This is a genomic window from Bacillus sp. 05T22 (assembly GCF_056396765.1).
Genome location: NZ_JBFTMC010000116.1, coordinates 1 through 22,654 on the forward strand (window position 1 = coordinate 1; position 22,654 = coordinate 22,654).

Sequence of the window (22,654 nt, forward strand, 5' to 3'; positions counted from 1 at the left end):
TGCTTGAGGAATATCACTTCTTCAATACCAATTACCTTATTTGCACACCGGCTTAGCTGCTGTATGTGATGGGCTTCCTCTTTTCTTCCTAAAGCAGTAATGATTGAAATTACCCGATAGCCATTTTCTACTAGTCTTTTTAAAGTCCCGCCGGCTCCTAATAGCTCATCGTCAGGGTGAGCACCAATGACTAAAACACACTCTCTCATTATTTTTATCACTCCTTATACCGTGTACTACTTAACTTATGATTGATGCTGCAAAAAGAAACTGTCATTAGCGGAGAGCCTGCTCTATTGTTTATCATCTTTTAACATGATTCCAACAGAAGTCCCCTTCCTTAAGCATGTGCAGGGCATGGCCCAGGTCGTAGGGAGGGGATGAATGGTGGTCGTAGATAGCACGAAGTTTTTAGTTCCTTTTTTGCAACATAGTATACGCTAGTGACAGGAAGAAAAACGAACATACATTCTCATATTAAATGTAGGGCAAGGTTGTGTCCGAACAGTATAAACGACGCCTGTGGAGAGTACGTCAGACTGATTGGGTATCCAATCAGCAACGCTCTATGAAACAGGAAGCGCCTTCTTCAAACAGCTCGTTAGAATGTTAGAGAGGGGTCATTCACTGATCCTGCCATTTGTTAAAGAATAAAGTGAAACTTTGACCAATGGAGGTTTTCTTCATCTTCACTGATCATTAGCCCGCACCAATCAGGATTTTATGGACAGTTTATTCCCCACCTAACTTCTTTACTCCCTGCCCAAATTTAATGTAGCGGGATAAAATAAGCCTGTATTAAAGACTGCTCATTACTACTAATCAATCTTTAATACAGCCTTATAGTCTATCAAGATTTGCATGTGTATTTCTGCCTCTATGCGATGAATTCTAGAAGGAAGTGATCAAAAAACAAAGTGGTAGTTTCAATATAAAAAAACGTTATGCGCAAGACACTTCTGTTTTTTATCAATGTTTCACCCATGTATTATAAACAGAAGAAGGTATATTCTTCACATTATTTAAAAAATCCTGTGACAGTCCAAATTTTTTAAACCCCTTTAATAATTTAATAGGAGCCTTGCTATTTGAGGTAAAAGCTCTTTTATGGTCAATAACTTTTAACTGACCTTCTTCATTTATTAAAACGTGTCTTACTTCCGTGTCCCATCTGGTAAATCCGATCTTTTTCAATTCATCCAACATTATTAATATTTTTTCAGTTAATTCTTCAGTGATCTGTTTTTCTTTTTTCAAGTGACGTGCAAGTGAAATTCCATGTATATACTCCATGACAATATAATTCTCTCCATATTCATAAAGTCGTGGAATAATAGGTGATGATTGTCCAATTACCAGAGCTTTCAACTCTTTTTTTTGAGTTTCTTCCAGAAAAAACATTTTCACACATTTATCATGGGTTAATTGATATACTTCTCCATCCTTCCCATCCCCAATGAGCTTATATTCCTTCAAGTCTCTTCTGCTGATTTTTCTTTTATTAAAGTATGTCTTCATTTGATCGCTCCTTAATAAGGATTTCGTGTTTTTGCAATAGTATCACCTCATATTCTATGATTCATCACTTACATATGTAACCTAGACTAATATATATTTTGATAACTTGATTCAATTCATATGGTTTTTTAATAGATATTATTTTAAAACCTTGAAATGCAATAAAGTGAAAGTTTGATCAGTGGGGGGGCTTCATCCCATTGTCATCAAGCCAAATTACTTTTCTATCCTTTACTTCAATCTTATTTGCACTCAGTAAAAACCAACTTCATCCAAATTTTCACTTTCAACCAAACTGACCAGCCACAAACCGTAACCGTATCGATAACCAACTGGCAAAATACTTGTGGTGCAAACGAATTTCCTAAGTATGGATATCTTTCGTTAATGATTCGAACGAGTTGAAACGGAATGAGGATACCGTCCTTCATGGACAATTTTCCCGGGGGTGACTGACCCTATTAAACCCGTTGCCCCCGCTTAACATGGAATAAATACGTTATGTATTAAAAACCGACTCCTATTACATAGCCGGTTTCTTTTATTGCTTCACATACACTTAGTCTTCATTAGGAAACAGTAGGTAAAGTGATATTTGTAAAAATATTGTCTGAATCAACAAAGTTACGTATGTGATTYTTATTTGTRTAGTATTTTAAATTCAAAGGTGTAGAGCCTGTATAAACAAACTCATTTCCTTCTAGAACTAGTTCATTCGCTGCATTAGCTGACCCAGATGCTAATAAGGCACCAAAAGATGTATTATTTATCGTGACTATACAATTTGCTGCTTTATAAATTGTATAGGGTCTGTTTGTATCTGATAAAAACAGATTATTTTTGGTATTGATAGTGATATCGCATTCTTCTAATGACGTGTATGATACTTGGTTGTCCACATTTGTAATACCGCCTTCGCAGGTCGTRTCTATAAGCTTTGATTTAGTAACCTTAACGTTCATGGGGCGTCCGCTAAACATATGATTTCTCAGCTCACAATTAATAAATTCTGATCTAGTGAATTCACAGACATCTACATTCTTAGGATTTGGATTTTCAGATCTGACTCGTAAGTTTTCGAATCTACAATTATCATACTCTTTCACTTTAAACGTCATTTCCTTTTGTATAGGGACAGATTTAAAGGTACATCTGCTTATTTTGTTTGCCTTTAGCCACGGTGCAGTAACTAGATTTTCTGTAAAAATAATGTAATTATTATCAAACGTGCAATTATCGCCCATTGCAATCATGTCAGGATTTACGTATTGATTGTTTGATAATGAAACCCTGTATGAATCACTAGTTACATTCATGATGCCACCTGTAAAGCTGTTGCCTTCGATATTCACAAACGCCGCACTGAAATTAGAAGTCATAAGGCCAATGTTGTTTTGACAGTTGTATAAGAAGTTATCCTTAATGTTTGCATGCACGAGAGAATACAAATTGATTGCAATATTATCAATGTTGTAAATGTGATTGTGCTCTATTAAAACATCGTAACACCCGACTAAGATACCATGATAACTACCGTAAATTTCGTTATCTATTATCGTACAACTTGCCCCATAACTATCTTCCATATTTATCGAATATCTAGTCGGGTCATTGAAAAGCGGTTTTCCATCCAAAAACCTAACCAAACCTTTTCCATTATCACGGATTTTATTGTTTACAATTTTGTTATAGCTACCACCTAAAGTAATACCGCCCCTATGCCCATTAAATATTTCACACTTTTTCACTGTATTATGATGGGGAATCCCGCCAAACATAATAGTAATCTGCATATTCTTACTTGGGTTAGTTTCATTGTAATACTGCAATCTAAACTTAGTTGCAGTAACAGGAATAGAAATATCGGTATAAATTCGTCTTTTCTTCATAACCCCTATGAATTTGTTGCTATTGTCGTAAAAGAAGATGTCCAATTCTTTAGTATTTAAATTAGTTTTTCTAGCGTATCCTGCGCCAGCTATAAGGAAAGAATTTATCTTTGGTGTTAAATCTTGAGGTATGTTTAACAGTTTTGTTATGAGTGTATTAGCCGAGGTGATTGGTTGTCCAGTTGTGTAATCTAAAGCACTTAATGTAAGTCCTTGATCAAATTCACCATAGTTATATATAGAATCTGAGCTAAATGAAACATTATCACCCATGTAATCGCGAACTGTACAATTTGTCATAGAACAATAACTTGAACTTCTTTGAAAGAGAACTCCATATGTGTGCTCCATTGCTGCTTCTAAAGGATTCGAGAAACTCCTATCATCCCTACATCCAATGACGGTTCCGCCAAATAAATGAGAATTAGTGGTTTTGCTAAAAACAACACTATTTCCTTTAAAGTTGTAATAATCAGTAGTTGTTCTATTATCGAATGGTGATTTTTTGTTAGAATCATATATTACTTTTAGTGTTGAACCACTTAAATTAAAGTCAATATTAGAAACCATAGCGATTTCACGAGGGTAACAAATCGTATAATTCCCCTTTGGAAGAGTCACTTCAGCATAATTGTTAGCCGCCGCAAATTGTAATGCACTGTTTATTCCCTGTATATTCTTATCAGCTTGTATATAATCAGCATCTGCATAGGGCTTGGTGGGGAATCCTTCTTTTATACCCCACTGATTTAATTCAATTAAATAATCCAATTCTCTTCACCCCTTCATTTTCTTAAAATAGTATATTCATTGATAAAAGAAACCGTCCCTATAAAAGGAAACTGTTTTAAAAATCACTAAAATTTACAGTCCTATTCATAAAAAAAACAGTTATATTCTCTCGTTAGATTTAACAATGTTTAAAAGATTGAATCACCTTTTTAAAGACCAGTTTTATTTTACAATTGCATCCCCTCTTCCATATTATAGTTTTTATTGAGCGCTATTCTGTAGCGCTCTTTTATTTTTACTCACATCCTTTTGCCTGTACCTTAGTTACTATACATATCCGGACACGAAAACCTACTATTAGAATTCAAAAAGATGACATTTCTTCAATATATCCTATCAGGCTATTGTTTGTATAACTACTAGAACTGAAGAAAAGCAGTTATCTTTAAACTACAATAAAATATATCAGAATTTAAGGAAGACAGCTCAAGGAGAATTGTCCGTAAGAAACAACTGATGAGAGGGGAATAATCACGGGAAATGCCGCACTTTCTTTAAAATGGACCGCTATGGTTCGATCTTAAATAAAAACTAAAAAAAGTACCTAGAATAAAAAAAGGGGAAATGACAAGGAAATAATGTTTTTTTCTCATCTTCACAACATGTAAAAACTTTCTGTTCGTAAATATAATCATCGGAAAAAGAATACCACTTATTGTCAAAGTAATAACTAAACCCATAACAATACCCACCCATTCTTCTTCTACCATATCTGAGCAACCATTAAATAGACAATTGATTGAATAAACAGTTATTAATACCCCTAAAAGAGCATACCCAAAAAGAAAACCAAAAATAAAATTTAGAAGCACACTTATTACTAAGTACAATTTTTTCATCTATTCAACTCAAAAAACAATGCAATTTCATACATTAAATTCCGGAAAATTCTAACATTTATAATCATCGTTCTTCAAATCAAAGAAGCTCGACTAAAAAAATAAATTTTTTTATATTCATTTACACGAACACTTTTAACTTTTGACTATGCATCATTTATTTTGTTATTTATCTCTTCTAACACTCGCAACTGCTGCTCACCTTTCTTTACAGCCATAGTAAAATAATTTTGTAAAAGTCGTATTGTGTTATTATCAATATAATATCGTTCCGTTATATTCCCCCATGTCTTGCTATTTTGAAAATCATCCCAAGTAAATGGACTGTGTTCTTTTTTCTTTAATTCTTTAAATACCCATCTTTTCATTTTCTTTTTTGCTTTTTCAGTTAATAAACCATTCTTTACAAGTACGAGTTCTTCATTTCGTTTATACCGCTTATAAATATCCTTTTCCTTGAATACTTTAAGAAAGATATTCAAGGTATTCTTAGCGTCTGCAAAGGCACGGTGCTGCTTTCCTTCCCATTCTAAAGAAAATTGTTCCACCGCAAATTTTAAACTTGGTGTATGTATAAATAATTGATCATATGCTTGAAATACAAATTTTTGCAAATCAAATTTTCTCTCATTCTCTATATTAGGGCATTCTATATGATGTAGCTTACAATCTTGCGCAAGAAATTTATAGTCTTCCTTTCCCCATGTTATAAACATATAATCATCCCCAGCAAATTGAAGAAATCGTTCCATTACCTCTGGAAACATTTCTACCTCTTTTAGATCTTGCTTTGTAATGCCTGTTAATTTTGTTGTATGGCGAGTTAGAGGTGCGGTTGGTTTAACAAGTGAAGAAAATTGTCCTATTATACGCATTGTACTTGCTTCTACCTTGATTGCCCCAATATCAACCACTTCCAAGGGATCTTGCAATTTATAAGGTCGAAAATTCCGTTCAACATCAAAGACAATATAATATTTAAGTTCATTCAAGTCATATCCCTCTTCCTTATCTGATTATATTTTTAATTATATATTCCCCACTGTACAAATACACAAAACAAAATTTATAAAAAAGATCCTGAGATTTATTTTTTGAATATTCAGTCAAAATAACTAAATTTTTTTGTATATAAAGTAAAGCTTTAATCAGCGAGGTTTGCTTTATCTCTCGTCTAGCTTCTTTGCTTTCGTCGAATTTTGAGGTGAGCGTATTACTGTACGCGAATAGCGGGATAAACATACATTCGAAAGAATGAAATGAATCAGGCACAATAAAAAAAAGAGAAGGGCAAGCCCTTCTCTTTTCAATTCAATTACTTCTTAACTACGTTAGTAGCTTGTGGTCCACGGTTACCTTGTTCTACTTCGAAAGTAACTTCTTGACCTTCTTCTAAAGTTTTGAATCCGTCGCCTTGGATAGCTGAGAAATGAACGAATACGTCTTCTCCGCCTTCAACTTCGATGAATCCGAAACCTTTTTCTGAGTTAAACCATTTTACTTTACCGTTTTGCATGAAAAAATCCTCCTACAATGTACCTATATGTACATATTCATTTTCGACCACTTTACAACAATAATAACGACATTAAAAAACTGCAACCGCAGAGGAGATTTAACATTGCTATCCTCTTCTGAAGTTACAGCTCATTTAAATCTCTATATTATTAAAAGTAAAATGGTTTATAATCACTATATCATACCAATATAATAAAAGTAAAGCTAAATTCTCTATTTTTTTTTACATTTTACACAACATTTTCCTCCCAGTGCATCACTTTCGATTCTCCAGATCCAAATACAGCAACTTTTTTCCCAGCTAAATCTATACCTTCTAAATCATCATGGAAGTCTTCTGCTTCAAATGGTAGTTCCCCATCTCCCCACGTATAAGACCCCAAAATGATACCATCATATTCTAATAGTTCTTCTGCGTCCATCCCTTCCATTTCTTTCAATTCCACTTCATGATTAAATGCATCCAAACTCACTTTAATTAAATCAGCGATACTTTCTGTATTTCCTGACATACTTGCAAATGCTATTAAAATTTCCGCCATGTTGACACCCCTTTTTACAATTGATTATCTTTTTTATTTTTCTCCTTACCGCATTAAATACACTTACTTGTTTACTTATTCAACTTCCCTATCAACCTTTAGACAATCAGCAATTCGGCTATCTATTAGAGGTTATTTTGTCACAGGGCTTCAACTTTAGAATTTCTCCATTAGTTGCCTAGCAGCTACTAGGCGAATTGGTTCTTACCTAGACTTTCACCAGTAAGCAATACTTAGCTTAACTGGGCACGCTATAAAAAAAGCACGAATGACTCTTCTTGTCATTCGTGCTCCTCTATTTTTATTTTTTAAAAATGCCAAATGGCTTTCCTACTGGTAATACAACTTTTCCAAAATGTGTATTTAATACAGCAGCTGCTGAACCATAGAAAGATAGTAATGAAATACATAGTTCAGAATACGCTGCTAAGTTATGCATAGCATGTGGCATAACACCTAAAGTACTAAATGAAAGACCGATAAATAAGAAATCAATAAGTACAAAAATCATAAATAATACTTTATGTGTTTCCATTGCTCCAATAGTCATAAAAATTGTAAAGATTAGATACCCAATAAATGCAACACCAAGTTGCTTTGGATCTACAGCTTGTGCCAATTTTTCGCCAAATACACCAAGTTGAATTAACCATGATGTCCCAACACCTAACCAAAATAGACCATACGCACCAAAAGCAGTTGTACCGAACGTATTATTATGCTTTGCATCGTGAACGCAAGCAAAAAGTTGTGCAAATCCTCCTAAAAAGATTGCCCATGGTAATACAAATGAAACGCCATCAGTTAATCCTAGCTTTTGTGATGATGCTACAAGTGTTACCATTGCTAATCCAAATAGACCAATTCCAGATGGATCCGCTGTTGTCATTTTTACATGATGTGTAGTTTGATTACTCATAAAAACCTCCTGATTTTGAACACATACCTGAATACAATACTGAATTCAGATATGTATGTCAATGGTTTTTATTGTATGTCGTCAGACTTCACATTTTTGTAACAATGAAATATCATTTTCAAAAGAAGAATCACCACCATTACTTTTTCAAACAGATTGAACAACTCCTCCCCGCATCTACAAAACATGCATGAATTCTACATTATATTTGTGATTATAATCACCTCGATCTCTTTTCTTATCCATTAAGCTAAAAACATACAAATGAACAGAGGAGTGATTCATATGGCTACACCTTTTACTAAAACATCTATTGTTGGTGAAATAGTTACCACTTTTCCACAAGCAAGTGATTTGTTTAAAAAACATCGTATTGATTTTTGTTGTGGCGGGGACAAAACAATTGAAATAGCGACACAAACAAAAGAAATTTCTCCTGATGAACTTTTAAAACTATTAAATGAACAATATATTTTATATAAATCAAAAAATAATGAATCTACAAACTGGAGTGAGGCTAATTTTTCTATACTAATTGACCATATTATCCAAAAACATCATCGATATATTCAAGAAGAATTGCCACAGCTGAGCCCATATGTAACAAAAGTATTTCGCGTACATGGTCAAACAGAGTCGCATTTAAGTACCGTTCACCGACTTTTTCATGAATTAAAATTAGAACTTGAACAACATATAATAAAAGAAGAAACTCTTGTATTCCCGCTTATCAAAAAATACGAACAAAATTCATCTCAAGAAAATTTAATTTTGGCAATTGAAAGGCTTGAAGAATTAGAACAAGAGCATGATGGAGCTGGCGATCTTATAAAAGAATTACGAATCATTACAAATGATTTTACTCCCCCAGAGCATGCATGCCGCACATATCGTATGGTTTATAATCGTCTAGAAGATTTTGAATCTGATTTATTCCAGCATGTACATCTTGAAAACAACATTTTATTCAAAAGATTACTTTCTTTATATAAGATGCTCTATACTATACCATGTAGATAAAACACCTTATCGACACCACTTATTACATATATGGGAGGAGTTTTAAAGAAATGCGCTACGTCATTGTAACAGGTACTTCACAAGGATTAGGCGAGGCAATCGCTACACAATTATTAGAGGAAAATACACGACTCATTTGTATTTCTAGAAGACAAAATGAAAAACTTATTGAAAAAGCAAAACAAAAAGATATTCCTTTAACATTTCACTCAATCGATCTCCAAGATGTACATAATCTAGAAACTCATTTTGAAACAATCTTTTCATCCATTGAAAAAGAAAACATATCGTCTATCCATTTGATTAATAATGCCGGTACCCTCGCACCAATGAAACCGATTGAAAAATCAGAAAGTGAACTTTTGATTGCAAATGTACAAATTAATTTAATTGCACCGATGATCCTTACTTCTTCGTTTATGAAACATACGAAAAATTGGAACGTGGACAAACGTATTATTAACATTTCTTCAGGAGCCGGTCAAAAACCATACTTTGGATGGGGAGCATATTGTACAACGAAAGCTGGCGTGAACATGTTTACACAATGTGTCGCTATAGAGGAAGCTGAAAAAGAATATCCAGTAAAAACAATTGCTTTTGCCCCAGGTGTTGTTGACACAGACATGCAGCAACAAATTCGGCAAACAGAAAAAGAAGATTTTACTAACTTAGATCGATTTATCGCTTTAAAAGAAGAAGGAAAATTACTCTCCCCTGAATATGTCGCTAAAGCGATTATCCATCTTTTAGATACACCCCATTTCGAATCTGGCGGCGTACTTCGCATTGATGAAAAATAGTTTCATAGCAAAAGGCTCGCATATAAGCGAGCCTTTTATCTTATCGGTTCTAAAAATATTAATACAGATTCCATTATTGGTTCATATCCTATCTCTTGGTAAATCTTATTCGACGTTGGATTTGCTAAGTCTGTATATAAAGTAGTTGTTTTATAACCTCGGTCTAACATGAGCTGACTGAGAGCAGCTACACAATTAGAAGCGTACCCTTGTTTACGTTCTTCTTTCGGTGTATATACAAAATTGATTGTAATATTACTCTTAGTAGGCCTTGTAATTGCAGCTACTGAAACTAATCTCCCATCTACTTCCCATCCAAACAACCGATTTGTACTTACTAATGTATTTGCAGTTTGTTTTGCTTTTTCTTCCGTAGTGGGCAAATGAACATCTTCACAAAATTGGTGCACCCACTTTTCAATTAATGGTAGTTCAACGCTGTTTACTCGCCGGAAAACTCCATATTCCCCCCATTGCCTCTTTACTTTTTTTAATTCATACACACCTTGATTCATACGAATAGAAAGCTTCTTTTGTTCTAATTTTGCAATCTCTTCAGCTAATTGTTTCACTACTCGCTTTTCACCAATCAATCCCGGTATATCTGGATACACCTTTGTTAATTGTTTCGCTATCCCCTCTATAGCCTCTTGCGAAATCTCGGATTTAGCGACAATCATTTGCTTTTTCTCAGTTTGAAGAAGTATGAGAGCAATTTTTTCATTTTGCTTTGCTATTGCCATAAACAACGGATTCTCCGTAGACTGTAACACCCCTAACAATAAATTATTTTCTTGCTCATTCATTTCCAAAATGGGGGTGACTTCCTTCTTAAAATAAGAAACATCTTCATATACCTGTAATTGAATCATCGACAATCTCTTCTTTCTATATAAATCCCTTTTGATTTTTCGACATATAAGTCGTTGATACGAAGAAGAAAAGGTGACTTACACTCATTTTCTCTCTCTGTTTTAACTTGGCATGAGGCAGGAAAAGGATCTGACCGTTTCTATGCATGGCCGGATACTCTCTCTCACCTAAAAAGAAGGGGTTTATTTGGATTTATATTTTTATATTTAAATAGAATATTGGCGATTCATTCATTAAATCCTGCTTTTACGATTCAATAATATTCAAGACTATCGTCATTACTTCTTTTTCAGCTTGTGAGATCCGTTGTTTTTCCCTTTCGAATTTAATTTCTTCGTTCTTAAAACACTCTCTCCTCTTTTGAATCATACGTACCATTTCTTTTTTGCTCGGCCCACCATATACAGTCCGTTTTTCAACAAATGATTCTGGTGATATAATATCATCCCATTCTTTTTCTGAAAGTATTACATGAAAGTTTTCTTGTAAATATATATTTACTTCTGTGAAATTCAGTTCATGTAACTCTTTTTTCTGCTGTATAGACATTGTTGCAATATCACTTGCAGCACGATGAGCACGCCGAAAAGGAATCTTATAATTTTTTGTTAATGCGTCTGCAAAATCTGTTATTGTAATCGCATGTTGAAACGAGCGAGTTCTTAAAACTTCATCTTCCACCTTCATCGTTCGAATTACTGCATTCATCATACAAAACACACGAATTGCCTTTTCGATTCCTTCATACAAATAAGGCTGCAAATCATCTTCTGTATCAACAATATCTCCAAACGGTGTATTATGAATCATTTGAAATACAGTGAAAGTTTCTCCAAGTGCACTGCTAGCGAGAGCACGAGCATGTTCAATGGAAACAGGGTTCCGTTTTTGCGGCATTATACTGCTGATTTGTACGTATGGGTTTGCGACAGTAATCCCATTGTATTCTTTTGTTGCTAGTAGTAAGAAATCATGGAGCCATCTACTGCTATTCGTCATCGCTACCATAAGTGTCGCGCTTGTTTCTAATAAATAGTCTGCGCTTGCAATAGCGTCATATGAATTTTCAATAACACTTGAAAAACCGAGCAACTTTGCAACCTGCTGTCTATTTATAGGAAAGCTTGTAGTAGATAGAGCAGCTGCACCCAAAGGAGATTGATTGACAAGATGATATACCTTCCAAACACGCTCTAAATCCCGATGCATTGTATCATATATTGCTAACATATAATGACCGAATGTTGTCGGCTGGGCAGGTTGTGTGTGCGTATAAGCAGGCATGATTGTTTCCATATGTTCATTCGCAATTTCTAACATACTTTCTTGTAAAAGAAGAAAATGCTCTATATAACGGAGTAAATAGCGACGCAAACTCATCCGATACATCGCGACCCCCATATCATTCCGGCTCCTGCCAATATGCATATTACTTACAAAATTATGATTTGCTTCTTGCCCAATTAAATGCTCCACTAAAAAAAAGAGATCTTCATGCTCCTTCTCATACAGTAATTGACTCTTTGGAATTTGTGCCACTTTTTCTAACGCTGTTAAAATAACTTTTGCATCTTTTTGTTTCATTAATTTTTGCTCAATAAGCATGATAATATGAGCACGATGAATCATAAACATCTCTTGCAATAAGTAATCTCGCTGAAATTGAAACACATGCTGTAGCACACAATTTGCATAGGTTTCCCCAGGGAAATCAGCGCCCTCACCCTTTATAAATTCCTCCTTATTTTGTTTCATCACCTTTTCTCCTTTCGCCCAGTTATTACTAATCATCATACCCTGAGCTTTTGAAAAGGTGCTTGTATAAAGTGAAACTATAATTAGTGGGAAATCCCTTCATCTCCCCATTAATTATTAGCCCTCACCAATCGGGCCTTTACAGGATAAAAATAAACCCGATGCTTCACGCATCGGGTTTATTTAATAACAGTGGCATCATATTTTTCACTTTTTAACACCTGGAAATGTAAATTTAGCAAGTGCTTACGAAGCTCTGTACTATCATCTTCATCCAATTGATTTGCTAAAAATACAATTTCTGTACAATTCCCAAGTTTATCAGTGGCATAAACTGCTTTTGCTAATGTCCATGGTGTATACCCATTTTTTTGTCCAGCATGCCGGAATGACTTACGATACTTCTTTGCTTTCATGTCCGTTTCAACGAGATTTGCCCACTCATTTTCTCCAGCCTTTGTAAATCCTTTTTTATGATTCGCTTTTTCCAGAAGCACCATATAATCATTTGCGGATGCAGCTGGCAGCCTATCTGACCATATTTTTTCATATTTCCCTTCTAAATAGAGCGGAATTTCTTTTTGTAATAACGGTCCTTTCTCTTTTAACCGTTCATGTATTAACATGGCATAACGACGATATTCTTCTGAAGACATTTCTTTTAACTTTTTCTCTAATTTAGATTTTGGAATATGCAGTTCCTTCTGCAAATATCCCGGAATGTATAGAGAAGAAACAATAGGAAATAACGGTTGATGTGAAGGAAGTGATAGGCTTTGTAAAACACGACATCTGGATTCACAGAATAAACAACTTTATCATTTCGCTTTATAAGTAGGGCACTATTTTTTTCATCTTTATGTTCTTCAACAAATGAGGCAACATATTGAGCATCGTCATTATTGGAACTCCAAACTTTTTTCACTAAAAAGTTACCGGATATAAGTACTATGAATACACCAATGATTCCTGCACATATTATAACTTTTCTCAAGTGAAATCCCTCTCCTAATTTATATCTTTTCTCTATTATATACAGTTATAAACAAAATAATAGAGACAATTGTCTAAATAATTATCTCTATTATTGTAACTTGTAATCTCCTATTATGTCTATGTCATAAATCGAACAAAGTTTTCAACAAACTTCTTATAATTTAATTTCCATCCAATTCTCACCCAATTTTTAAGAGCTACTGCATCAGGTTGCGGTCGGAAATCAGCAATACTTTCCCCCTTTGCACTACCTTCTAAGTCCACATCTACTTTCCGGTATACATATTCAATAATAGAGGGATTTACAACTGCCATCATCGTAACAACATCATGAATGGGACTTCCAGTAATTTTCGGATCTATTTTCTTATATGCTTTATAATAATACTTAAAAATAGGGTCAATTAATTCTCTAAATTTTGTTTTTGAATGTTTTGTTATATATTGAACAGTTTCTGGTGTAATAATAGCATCCTTTGTAACATTGAGTGGAATTAGTGTCAAATTCTTTGCGTAGTGTGTCACAACATTTGCAGCAAGTGCATCGCCATGAAAATTCGCCTCTGCTACAGGCGTAACATTCCCTGGAACAAGAAATGCTCCACCCATACAGTAATACTCTTTTACATCTTTCATTATATCTTTCCCTAAAATAAACGCCGTTGCCAAACTTGTTGATCTTCCTGCATCAACAATAATAATTTCTTTTTTATAACGCTTAATAATGTCAAAGATTGTGCAAAACGATTTAATATTTGGTTGAATGGTTTTTGGAGGGCGAATTGGTCCTAACCCTTCTGCTCCATGAATTTCAGGATAATATGTTATAAATTCACCCGACAACGGCATTTTTGCTCCATTTATAATTGGTATATCCTCTCTGCCTGCTAGTTGCATTAAATACGCAGCATTGCTCGTTGCTTGCTCTTGTGTTACATTTCCATATCCAGTTACAATCCCAACGATTTCAATCTCAGGATGTAATAGCCCATACATAATGGCTAAAGAATCATCAATACCTGGATCTCCTAAAAAAAGCACCTTTTTCATGGCACTTCCCCCCCATCCCTTCACCTCTTATTATGGTATAAACCAAAATACATGTTAACTATTTTTCAAACCATATACGCCATAAAGTGAAACTGTAATCAGTGGGGGGGTTTCTTCATCCCCCACTGATTATTAGTTGAACCAATCGGGCTTTTACGGGCATATCCCCCACCTAACTTCTTTGCTTTTGCCAAATTTTGAGGTGGGGGTCTTACTGCCCGTTAATGCGGGATAAATTAAAATCACACTGTATTCACACACTGCTTTTTGAATAAACGATGAATTATTCAAAAAGCCACTGGATTAAACCATTTGTTCAAATTTCGTTCATTGTGATTCGATTCACAAAAATACAGAATAAACTTGTAAATACATTTTATTATGTATCGGAGGAATTTATTATGTTTATTGATTTTTTACGTAATAACAAAAAAGCTTTATTTATCATTTTAACCGAGAAGACCCCCTCCTCTAAACGAAGTGAAGGTGGGGGTAGTTCAATTAGCTTTCTCGTACAATGGGGAGAAATTTTAGTTGGGCTTGGACTTCTTTTAGGAAGGCTAACTAAAACCGCTGTATTTTTCGGGATTATTATAAACACTGCTTTTCTTTTAAGTGGAACTGTAAGTACAAATCCAAATATGATACTATTGTCTATACTTATTTTAGTAGCAGGACATAACGCTGGGCGTGTCGGTCTAGACGGATTTGTTTTTCAGAAACTTTCCATAAAAACAAAAATAACTATCCAACCTATCCTACACATAAATTCGCATCATAATTAAGTTTTTAATTATAAAAAGTAGGGCTCTTATTGAATCTATAAGAGCCCTACTTTTTATATTGCCTATTTTTCCAACAAATTTATTTGGTTGGAGCATAAACTCTTTTGCCCCAACCTAATCATCTTTTTCTATCATTGATTAAAAAATATAGAACCTATCCAACTTGTATATTTTATTCAAACCTATATCTTTATGGTACTTTATCCCGCTATTTGCGGACAGTAACACTTCCACCTCAAAATTCAGCCAAAACAAAGAAGTTAGCTAGGAAATGAAGCCTCCCACTGATTAAAGTTTCACTTTATTTGACGTTAACATACTACCTATTACATACGCAATGAAAGCAAAACAAATGGGAAACACGACCGTATGCAGACCAAATGGTTTTGGGAAACAAAGATGAAATATCATATAAGAACCAACACCAATGAGAATTGAAGCAAGTGCACCAGTTGCATTTCCCTTCTTCCAATATAACCCTAAAACGATCGGCCAAATAAAAGCTGCTTCTAATCCACCAAAAGAAAATAAATTTAACCAAATTAAGAAATCAGGTGGTTTAATAGCTGCTGCGTACACGAGTAAGCCGACAATGCCAGTAATCCACAAACTTCCTTTTTTAATAACCGTGTCAGCGGCATTTTCATTTATGTAATTTACATATATGTCCTTAATAATTGAAGAACTCACAAGTAGTAATAGTGAGTTTACAGTGGACATAATTGCTGCCATTGGGGCAGCTAAAAAGATTCCAGCAAGCCAAGGTGGTAATACTTCCAGTGCAAGAAGTGGCATTACTTTGTCTGGTACAGTTACGCCTGGGAGCACCACGCGAGCAAACACACCTGTTAAATGCATGCCAATCATAATTGTACCAACAACAACTGTGCCAATTATTAACGCTTGATGCATTGCTTTTGAATTTTTATAAGACATCGCTCGTACACTAATTTGCGGTAAACCAACAACACCAACACCAATTAAAATCCAAAATGATGTCACATACGTTTTTGTTAAACTACCATCCGCTCCAAACGGCGTAATTAAGTTCGGATTAATTTGAACGAGTTCTTGCATAATCTTTTCAATTCCGCCTCCAGCAATCACCGTTGCAATTAAAATAATTGTTGTACCCGCTAACATAATCATGCCGAGTAATGTATCGGATAAAGCAACAGCACGGAATCCACCAATTAAAACGTATACAAGTACAGAAAATGTAAAAAGACATAAAGACGTTGTATACGAAAGGCCTGTTAACGATTCAATTAACCTTCCGCCCCCAACCCACTGGGCAACTGTTGCTGAAAATAAAAAGATAATAATACATAGTGCTGAAAGAATGACCACTGCTTTATGATTATATCTTCCTTTTAAATAATCAATAAGCGTAATTGCTTCCATTTTTCTTGCAATGATCGCAAACTTTTTGCCAAGTACTGTCAAGACAATGTAACCCGTTACAACCTGGATCGCTGACAACAATACCCATCCAAGTCCCATATTGTATGCAATACCAGGTCCCCCAATAAAGCTACTCGCACTACCGTACGTAGCAATCATTGTCATAGCTAATAATAAGCCACCTAGYTCACGACCTCCAAGAAAATATTCTTGTAAAAATTTATTATGAGCCGTTGCTTGTACACGTCTTGATGCATATACACCAATTAAAAATACAACGATAAAACAAATTATCATTGGAATTATTACATACCAATTCATCTATCATTCCTCACTTTTTTCTTCCTCATCGAGCGGAATATCTTGWAATACAAAACGTACAACTAAAATAAGAAGGATAACCATTACAATAAATCCAACTATACAACTATAAAAAAACCATGCTGGAAAACCTAATACATATGTATATTCACTTGGATCCTTACTACCAAGCCCATAAGCAAAACCATACCATATTATAAAATTAATAAAAGCAAGTCCAAGACCGATTAACGCTTCTCTATGGGCAATTCGAAAACGTGGGTCATCATGTTGATTCTTCATTTTCCCCCTCCTCTCACGATGTATAATTGTACCACTGTTTTTCTAGTTTTTCCTACTAGAAAACAAAAACGAACAGGAATTTTTATAATTATGTAGAATCCAATTCTTTATTACATATCTTTTACAATTGTAACGTAAATAAAATTTGAATTTTCAGTATTTTTTATTTATGATTAAAATTAGAGGTCTTTCACCTAGTCTCTTTACAACCTTGCTATTGGAATAAACGCCGTCTCGTACTGCGTTTACATTATATTTTCAAGGGGGTTATACAATGAGTCAACTAGCTGTAAATCTTCATGAAAAAGTAGAAAAGTTTCTTCAAGGAACAAAAAAATTATATGTGAATGGGGCGTTCGTCGAAAGCGCTTCCGGAAAGACATTTAAAACTCCTAACCCAGCAACTGGCGAAACACTTGCGATTGTTTCCGAAGCTGGTCGCGAAGATATTCATAAAGCTGTAGTAGCTGCTAGAGTTGCATTTGATGAAGGACCTTGGTCGCGTATGAGCGGCGCTGAACGCAGCCGTCTTATGTATAAACTTGCAGATTTAATGGAGGAACACAAAGAGGAACTTGCACAACTTGAAACGTTGGATAATGGAAAACCAATTCGTGAAACATTAGCAGCAGACATTCCGCTTGCAATTGAACATATGCGGTATTATGCTGGCTGGGCTACAAAAATCGTCGGCCAAACAATTCCAGTTTCTGGAGAATATTTCAACTATACACGCCATGAAGCAGTTGGTGTCGTTGGTCAAATTATTCCATGGAACTTCCCTCTTCTAATGGCAATGTGGAAAATGGGGGCTGCTCTTGCAACTGGTTGTACAATCGTGTTGAAGCCAGCGGAACAAACACCTCTTTCCGCTCTATACTTAGCTGAATTATTTGAAGAGGCTGGATTCCCAAAAGGTGTTGTTAACATCGTACCAGGATTCGGTGAAACAGCTGGACAAGCTCTTGTGAATCATCCTCTCGTTGATAAAATTGCATTTACAGGTTCGACTCCTGTCGGTAAACAAATTATGAGACAAGCATCTGAAACACTGAAACGAGTTACGTTAGAGCTTGGCGGCAAATCACCAAATATCATCCTACCAGATGCTGATTTATCTCGTGCCATTCCAGCTGCACTTTCTGGCGTTATGTTTAACCAAGGTCAGGTATGTTGTGCAGGGTCACGTTTATTTATTCCAAAGAAAATGTATGATAACGTTATGGCTGACCTTGTTCTATATTCGAAAAAATTAACACAAGGTGCAGGATTAGATCCTCAAACTACAATTGGGCCTCTCGTTTCCGAAGAACAACAAAAACGCGTTATGAGATACATTGAAAAAGGTATTGAAGAGGGTGCAGAAGTACTTGTTGGTGGAAACAAACCATACGAGCAAGGGTATTTTGTTGCCCCAACAGTATTCGCAGATGTAAATGATGAAATGACAATCGCCAAAGAAGAAATTTTTGGTCCTGTCATCTCCGCATTGCCATTTAATGATATTGATGAAGTAATTGAACGTGCAAATAAATCATCATTTGGTTTAGCTGCTGGTGTATGGACAGAAAATGTGAAAAATGCACATTACATTGCCAGCAAAGTCCGTGCTGGTACAGTGTGGGTAAACTGTTATAACGTATTTGATGCAGCTTCTCCATTCGGTGGATTTAAGCAATCTGGCCTTGGTCGTGAAATGGGATCTTATGCATTAAACAACTATACAGAAGTGAAAAGTGTTTGGGTGAACCTAAACTAAATGAAAGAGCCTGACCAAAGTTGGTCAGGCTCTACTTATTATGTAACAACTCGTTTAGAGAGCCCAAATATTTTATTCCGTAACATATTTAAAAATATGGAACTATCTCTTACACTTGCAAGCCACCACTCACATTTAATACCTCGCCTGTAATATAAGAAGCATACTCTGAAGCGAAAAAGGCCGCTGCATTCGCGATATCTTGTGGCGTTCCAATTCTTCCAACTGGGATTGCACCAACCATCTTCTCTTTCACTTTATCTGGTATTGTTTTTGTCATATCTGTATCCATAAACCCTGGACAAATGGCATTACAAGTAATACCAAATCCACCCACTTCTTTTGCTGCCGTTTTTGTTAATCCAATGACACCCGCTTTCGTTGCAGCATAATTTGCTTGCCCAATATTCCCTTCCCTACTAATGGAAGAAATATTGATGATACGTCCAAATTGTTGCTGTCTCATATAAAGAAGTGCCGGTTGCATACAATAAAACACACCGGTTAAGTTTACTTGCATTACTTGCTCCCAAGCTGATTTCTCCATTTTATGTAACATCGCATCTCTTGTAACCCCTGCATTATTCACTAAAATATGTAATTTCCCAAATGTTTGAACTGCGTATTCAATTAATGACTTCGCTTCGTTTTGATTACTCACATCACATGCGTATAAACTTACTTCATATCCTTGGTCTAAAAATTCTCTTGTTGTTTCTTTTAATTTCTCCTCATTTACATCGCTAATTAACACCTTTGCACCTAACTTTGCAAAAGTACAAGCAATTTCTTTTCCTATCCCTTGTGCAGCTCCTGTTATAACAGCTGTTTTCCCATGTAAAAACTCCATTACTCTCCCCCATTTCTATTACTTATACTGTATATTTCGGCTCTTTCCTTTCTAAATCCTTTTTGTATAAAAAAGTCTATTTGTGTCAAACTAAAGTTGCAACATAGCATACACACAAGGAGATTGTGTCGAATGAACAAAAAGCACCTAGGACGAAACAAAACTTCTGATGGTATTGATGTAGAGTTTTCTCGTGAACTCGCTGATCATGATGATTTAGAAGCAAACGCACGTGCTGACGCCGCCGATGCACGTCAAAAACGCCAGTCAGAACAAAAATAAGGCGCTATCTCGCCCTTATCCTTTTGCAATTGGGACCTACTACCCATAAAAAACGAAATAAACCGAGATCATTTCTCGGTTTATTTTCTATATTTTTTTATATAATGAGCAAAAGTAAGGAGTGGAAATATATGATGATAGCTATGATATCGAATATAAAATCCATCTGGTAGCCCTATGCCTGTAGGATAATCTTGATTCTGAGTTAGATGTGTAAGTAAATAAGAAATCCCTTTTCGAATAACAGGCGTTTCCGTATCATAATAAGCAATAAGTGCATCGAGCGCCCATGCTGTTTGTGATGGTGTACTAAAAGGTAACGAAATGAATCGCTTCTCTATACTACTCCTGCAAGACTCGCCCCACCCTCCATCACTATGCTGAATACTCTCTAACCATGTAGCTGCTTTTTGTAAAGCTATATGATTAGATGAAACTCCTATAGAGCGTAAACCAGTGAGAGCTGCCCAAGTACCATATATGTAACACACACCCCATTTCCCATGCCAGGATCCGTTCTTCCCCTGCGTATGAATTAACCAACGAATCGCTCGATCTTTTGGGTCACCTTGTAACTCTTTTGGAGCGTACGTTCCAAAAAACTCTAACGCCCTACCTGTAATGTCTGGCGTAGACGGATCCGTAACCATGTCCCCTGAGTTATCAAGAGGTAAATGTGTTAAAACTTTACTTGTTACACCTCTTTCAAAAGCAGCCCAGCCCCCATCAATATTTTGTAATCCCCTCATCCATTCAATTCCTTTTTTCCAAGCTTCTTCTACTTTTTGTTTCCCTTTCCTACTTCGCGCTAACGCTCTAAGTGTAGCTGTCGTATCATCAATATCAGGAATTGTCGTATTAATATCTGAAAAGCCCCAACCTCCAGCGTCTAGTGATGGAGCATGCACACTCCAATCTTTTTTCTCTTTATGTTGTTTTTGCAGTAAATAATCTGTCGCTTTTTGAATCATTTGGTGATCATGTGGTACACCTGCTTCTTGCAACGAATAGCTTAGTAAAGCGGTATCCCACACTGTAGATGGTGAATTTTGAAGATGAGTTCCCCTATCCATATTCCATACATAAGTTTTCAATCCTAATACTGCATTGGAAATAAGCGGCGATTGAATGGAATGCCCCAGTGCAAGGAATGCATAAATCATGTAAAATGTAGCACTCGCATAACTGTATAATGTTCCATTTGTATCAATCCGCTCAATCATAAAACGTTCTACTTCTTTGTCCCCTTTATGATGCAAAGATAAAGGATATAATAAAAACTTCTTCACATCTCCAAGAAGCGTTTGAAACAATGGTGAACGTTCTTCACGGAACCACTGCTTTTTACTCCCACCTGAAATATAATCTAAATTAGGAAGAATCGTTTTGGACACAGTAAATCGTTTATTCATACAAATCATCATCGGAATGAGGTGAATACGTGCGGAACTACTTAGCTCAAATATACTAAGCGGGGAATCTTCAGGTAAAAATAACATGGGTGTTGGGAAGTGAAATAAAGAAGGATATTCATATCCTCCATGAAGCGCTAATAAAAACTTCGTCATAAAGTGAGCCTTTGTAATCCCACCCTGCCTCCGAATAAACGCTTCTGCACGCTTCATATTTATATCTTCTTTCGTATACATTTTAGAAGCAAGTAAAGCCGCATACACCTGAATGGTGGCTGACAAATTACCAACAGGCTCATCTTCGTACAGCTTCCAAGTTCCTTCATTTGTTTGCAGAGATGCTAGTCTTGCAACAAATGGCTCTATCTCTTGATCTTGGCCTAACAATTTAAGTAAAAAAATCATATGACAATCTGTTAACGGTGAACCTTCAAAACAAAAGCACCACATGCCATCTTGTTGTTGCATCGCCTGCAGTGCAGTAATTTCCTTCTTAACTTTCTCACGCACTTTTTCATATAATAACACCCTTTTCACCTACCCTTTCTAAATCCGTATACGATATTCCACTTCGCACGCAATTATGTATAAAACAAATAAAAGCAGAACATGTAAATACACATTCTGCTCATAAACAATATCCAATTCCAACAACAATTCCTAAAATAGCTCCGACAACAACTTGATAAGGCGTGTGTCCGACAAGTTCATTTAATTTCTTATATTCTGTTTGTCTACCATGAAAAAAATCATTTAAAATCTTCGCCTGTTTACTTACTGCGAGCCTTACTCCTGAAGCGTCGTACATGACAATAATGGCAAAAATGGCTGCTACAGCAAACACTGCACTCGTAACTCCTTCCACCATGCCAACTCCTGTTGCTAACGCTGTAACCGTTGAAGAATGAGAGCTTGGCATTCCACCAGAAGCAAAAAATTGTGCAAAATCAAATTCTCTCGTCTTTACTAGTTTAAAAATGACTTTCGTTAGTTGTGCCAAAAACCAAGCCATTACAGCTGCCATAAGCGGATCATTATGTAAAAT

Annotated in this window: 20 protein-coding genes and 2 pseudogenes; 5 read left to right on the forward strand and 17 right to left on the reverse strand. The window is 35.5% G+C overall.

The genetic code is table 11. The features are described 5' to 3' along the window. The 8 genes from AC1DIT_RS23525 to AC1DIT_RS23560 form a co-directional block, all read right to left on the reverse strand. A partial coding sequence (locus tag AC1DIT_RS23525) for a PIG-L deacetylase family protein (protein WP_476998446.1) occupies positions 1-209 on the reverse strand: 209 nt, incomplete at its 3' end. A gap of 760 nt (positions 210-969) precedes the next feature. After that, the gene (locus tag AC1DIT_RS23530; protein WP_016115664.1) at positions 970-1,518 is read right to left on the reverse strand and encodes an AarF/UbiB family protein; all 549 of its coding nucleotides are present in this window, start codon (positions 1,516-1,518) and stop codon (positions 970-972) included. Between the two features lie 242 nt (positions 1,519-1,760). Further along, positions 1,761-1,949, reverse strand: coding sequence for a hypothetical protein (locus tag AC1DIT_RS23535; RefSeq protein ID WP_139350040.1), 189 nt, complete (start codon positions 1,947-1,949; stop codon positions 1,761-1,763). A gap of 138 nt (positions 1,950-2,087) precedes the next feature. Continuing rightward, a complete protein-coding gene (locus tag AC1DIT_RS23540; RefSeq protein ID WP_016115665.1) occupies positions 2,088-4,178 on the reverse strand; it encodes a right-handed parallel beta-helix repeat-containing protein in 2,091 nt (696 codons plus the stop codon). Positions 4,179-5,184: 1,006 nt separating this feature from the next. After that, positions 5,185-6,030 carry an exonuclease gene (locus AC1DIT_RS23545; RefSeq protein WP_016115667.1) on the reverse strand — a complete coding sequence of 282 codons (846 nt, stop codon included), beginning with the start codon at positions 6,028-6,030 and terminating at the stop codon, positions 5,185-5,187. A gap of 323 nt (positions 6,031-6,353) precedes the next feature. Then, positions 6,354-6,554, reverse strand: coding sequence for a cold shock-like protein CspB (gene cspB, locus AC1DIT_RS23550; RefSeq protein WP_001179149.1), 201 nt, complete (start codon positions 6,552-6,554; stop codon positions 6,354-6,356). Positions 6,555-6,786: 232 nt separating this feature from the next. After that, positions 6,787-7,098, reverse strand: a complete 312-nt coding sequence (locus tag AC1DIT_RS23555; protein ID WP_016115668.1) for a flavodoxin domain-containing protein — start codon at positions 7,096-7,098, stop codon at positions 6,787-6,789. A 301-nt stretch (positions 7,099-7,399) separates the two neighbouring features. Then, positions 7,400-8,017 (reverse strand): acetate uptake transporter, encoded by a 618-nt coding sequence (locus tag AC1DIT_RS23560; RefSeq protein WP_016115669.1) that lies wholly within the window; start codon positions 8,015-8,017, stop codon positions 7,400-7,402. A 285-nt stretch (positions 8,018-8,302) separates the two neighbouring features. Between AC1DIT_RS23560 and ric the strand changes: the two genes are divergently transcribed. Further along, the gene (gene ric / locus AC1DIT_RS23565; protein ID WP_016115670.1) at positions 8,303-9,037 is read left to right on the forward strand and encodes an iron-sulfur cluster repair di-iron protein; all 735 of its coding nucleotides are present in this window, start codon (positions 8,303-8,305) and stop codon (positions 9,035-9,037) included. A 50-nt stretch (positions 9,038-9,087) separates the two neighbouring features. Continuing rightward, a complete protein-coding gene (locus AC1DIT_RS23570) occupies positions 9,088-9,840 on the forward strand; it encodes a (S)-benzoin forming benzil reductase (RefSeq protein WP_016115671.1) in 753 nt (250 codons plus the stop codon). A gap of 35 nt (positions 9,841-9,875) precedes the next feature. On the opposite strand, the gene AC1DIT_RS23575 is transcribed toward AC1DIT_RS23570, so the two are convergent. The 4 genes and pseudogenes from AC1DIT_RS23575 to AC1DIT_RS23590 form a co-directional block, all read right to left on the reverse strand. Beyond that, positions 9,876-10,712, reverse strand: coding sequence for a GNAT family N-acetyltransferase (locus AC1DIT_RS23575; protein ID WP_016115672.1), 837 nt, complete (start codon positions 10,710-10,712; stop codon positions 9,876-9,878). A gap of 247 nt (positions 10,713-10,959) precedes the next feature. Then, on the reverse strand, positions 10,960-12,468 hold the full coding sequence (gene argH / locus AC1DIT_RS23580; protein WP_016115673.1) for an argininosuccinate lyase: 1,509 nt from the start codon (positions 12,466-12,468) through the stop codon (positions 10,960-10,962). Positions 12,469-12,647: 179 nt separating this feature from the next. Further along, positions 12,648-13,462, reverse strand: a pseudogene (locus AC1DIT_RS23585) (hypothetical protein). A gap of 119 nt (positions 13,463-13,581) precedes the next feature. Further along, on the reverse strand, positions 13,582-14,514 hold the full coding sequence (locus tag AC1DIT_RS23590; protein ID WP_016115675.1) for a nucleoside hydrolase: 933 nt from the start codon (positions 14,512-14,514) through the stop codon (positions 13,582-13,584). A gap of 503 nt (positions 14,515-15,017) precedes the next feature. Between AC1DIT_RS23590 and AC1DIT_RS23595 the strand changes: the two are divergent. Further along, positions 15,018-15,295, forward strand: a pseudogene (locus tag AC1DIT_RS23595) (hypothetical protein); the annotation flags it as partial. Positions 15,296-15,587: 292 nt separating this feature from the next. Here the strand turns inward: AC1DIT_RS23595 and panF are convergent. Together panF and AC1DIT_RS23605 are read right to left on the reverse strand one after the other, a co-directional pair. Next, positions 15,588-17,024, reverse strand: coding sequence for a sodium/pantothenate symporter (panF, locus tag AC1DIT_RS23600; protein ID WP_016115677.1), 1,437 nt, complete (start codon positions 17,022-17,024; stop codon positions 15,588-15,590). Between the two features lie 3 nt (positions 17,025-17,027). Continuing rightward, positions 17,028-17,306, reverse strand: coding sequence for a YhdT family protein (locus AC1DIT_RS23605; protein ID WP_476998447.1), 279 nt, complete (start codon positions 17,304-17,306; stop codon positions 17,028-17,030). A 274-nt stretch (positions 17,307-17,580) separates the two neighbouring features. On the opposite strand from AC1DIT_RS23605, the gene AC1DIT_RS23610 reads away from it, so the two are divergent. Beyond that, the gene (locus AC1DIT_RS23610; RefSeq protein WP_016115679.1) at positions 17,581-19,065 is read left to right on the forward strand and encodes an aldehyde dehydrogenase family protein; all 1,485 of its coding nucleotides are present in this window, start codon (positions 17,581-17,583) and stop codon (positions 19,063-19,065) included. Positions 19,066-19,174: 109 nt separating this feature from the next. Here the strand turns inward: AC1DIT_RS23610 and fabG are convergent, their stop codons facing one another. After that, on the reverse strand, positions 19,175-19,915 hold the full coding sequence (gene fabG, locus AC1DIT_RS23615; RefSeq protein ID WP_016115680.1) for a 3-oxoacyl-ACP reductase FabG: 741 nt from the start codon (positions 19,913-19,915) through the stop codon (positions 19,175-19,177). Positions 19,916-20,047: 132 nt separating this feature from the next. Here fabG and AC1DIT_RS23620 point away from each other — a divergent pair, with 132 nt between their 5' ends. Then, positions 20,048-20,197, forward strand: a complete 150-nt coding sequence (locus AC1DIT_RS23620; RefSeq protein ID WP_016115681.1) for a YfhD family protein — start codon at positions 20,048-20,050, stop codon at positions 20,195-20,197. An 80-nt stretch (positions 20,198-20,277) separates the two neighbouring features. Here AC1DIT_RS23620 and AC1DIT_RS23625 read toward each other — a convergent pair whose 3' ends face one another. Next, positions 20,278-22,137: a terpene cyclase/mutase family protein gene (locus AC1DIT_RS23625; protein ID WP_016115682.1), complete on the reverse strand. Its 1,860-nt coding sequence runs from the start codon at positions 22,135-22,137 to the stop codon at positions 20,278-20,280. 100 nt (positions 22,138-22,237) lie between these two features. Then, positions 22,238-22,654 (reverse strand): divergent PAP2 family protein (locus AC1DIT_RS23630; protein ID WP_476998448.1); only part of this gene is annotated, 417 nt, incomplete at its 5' end.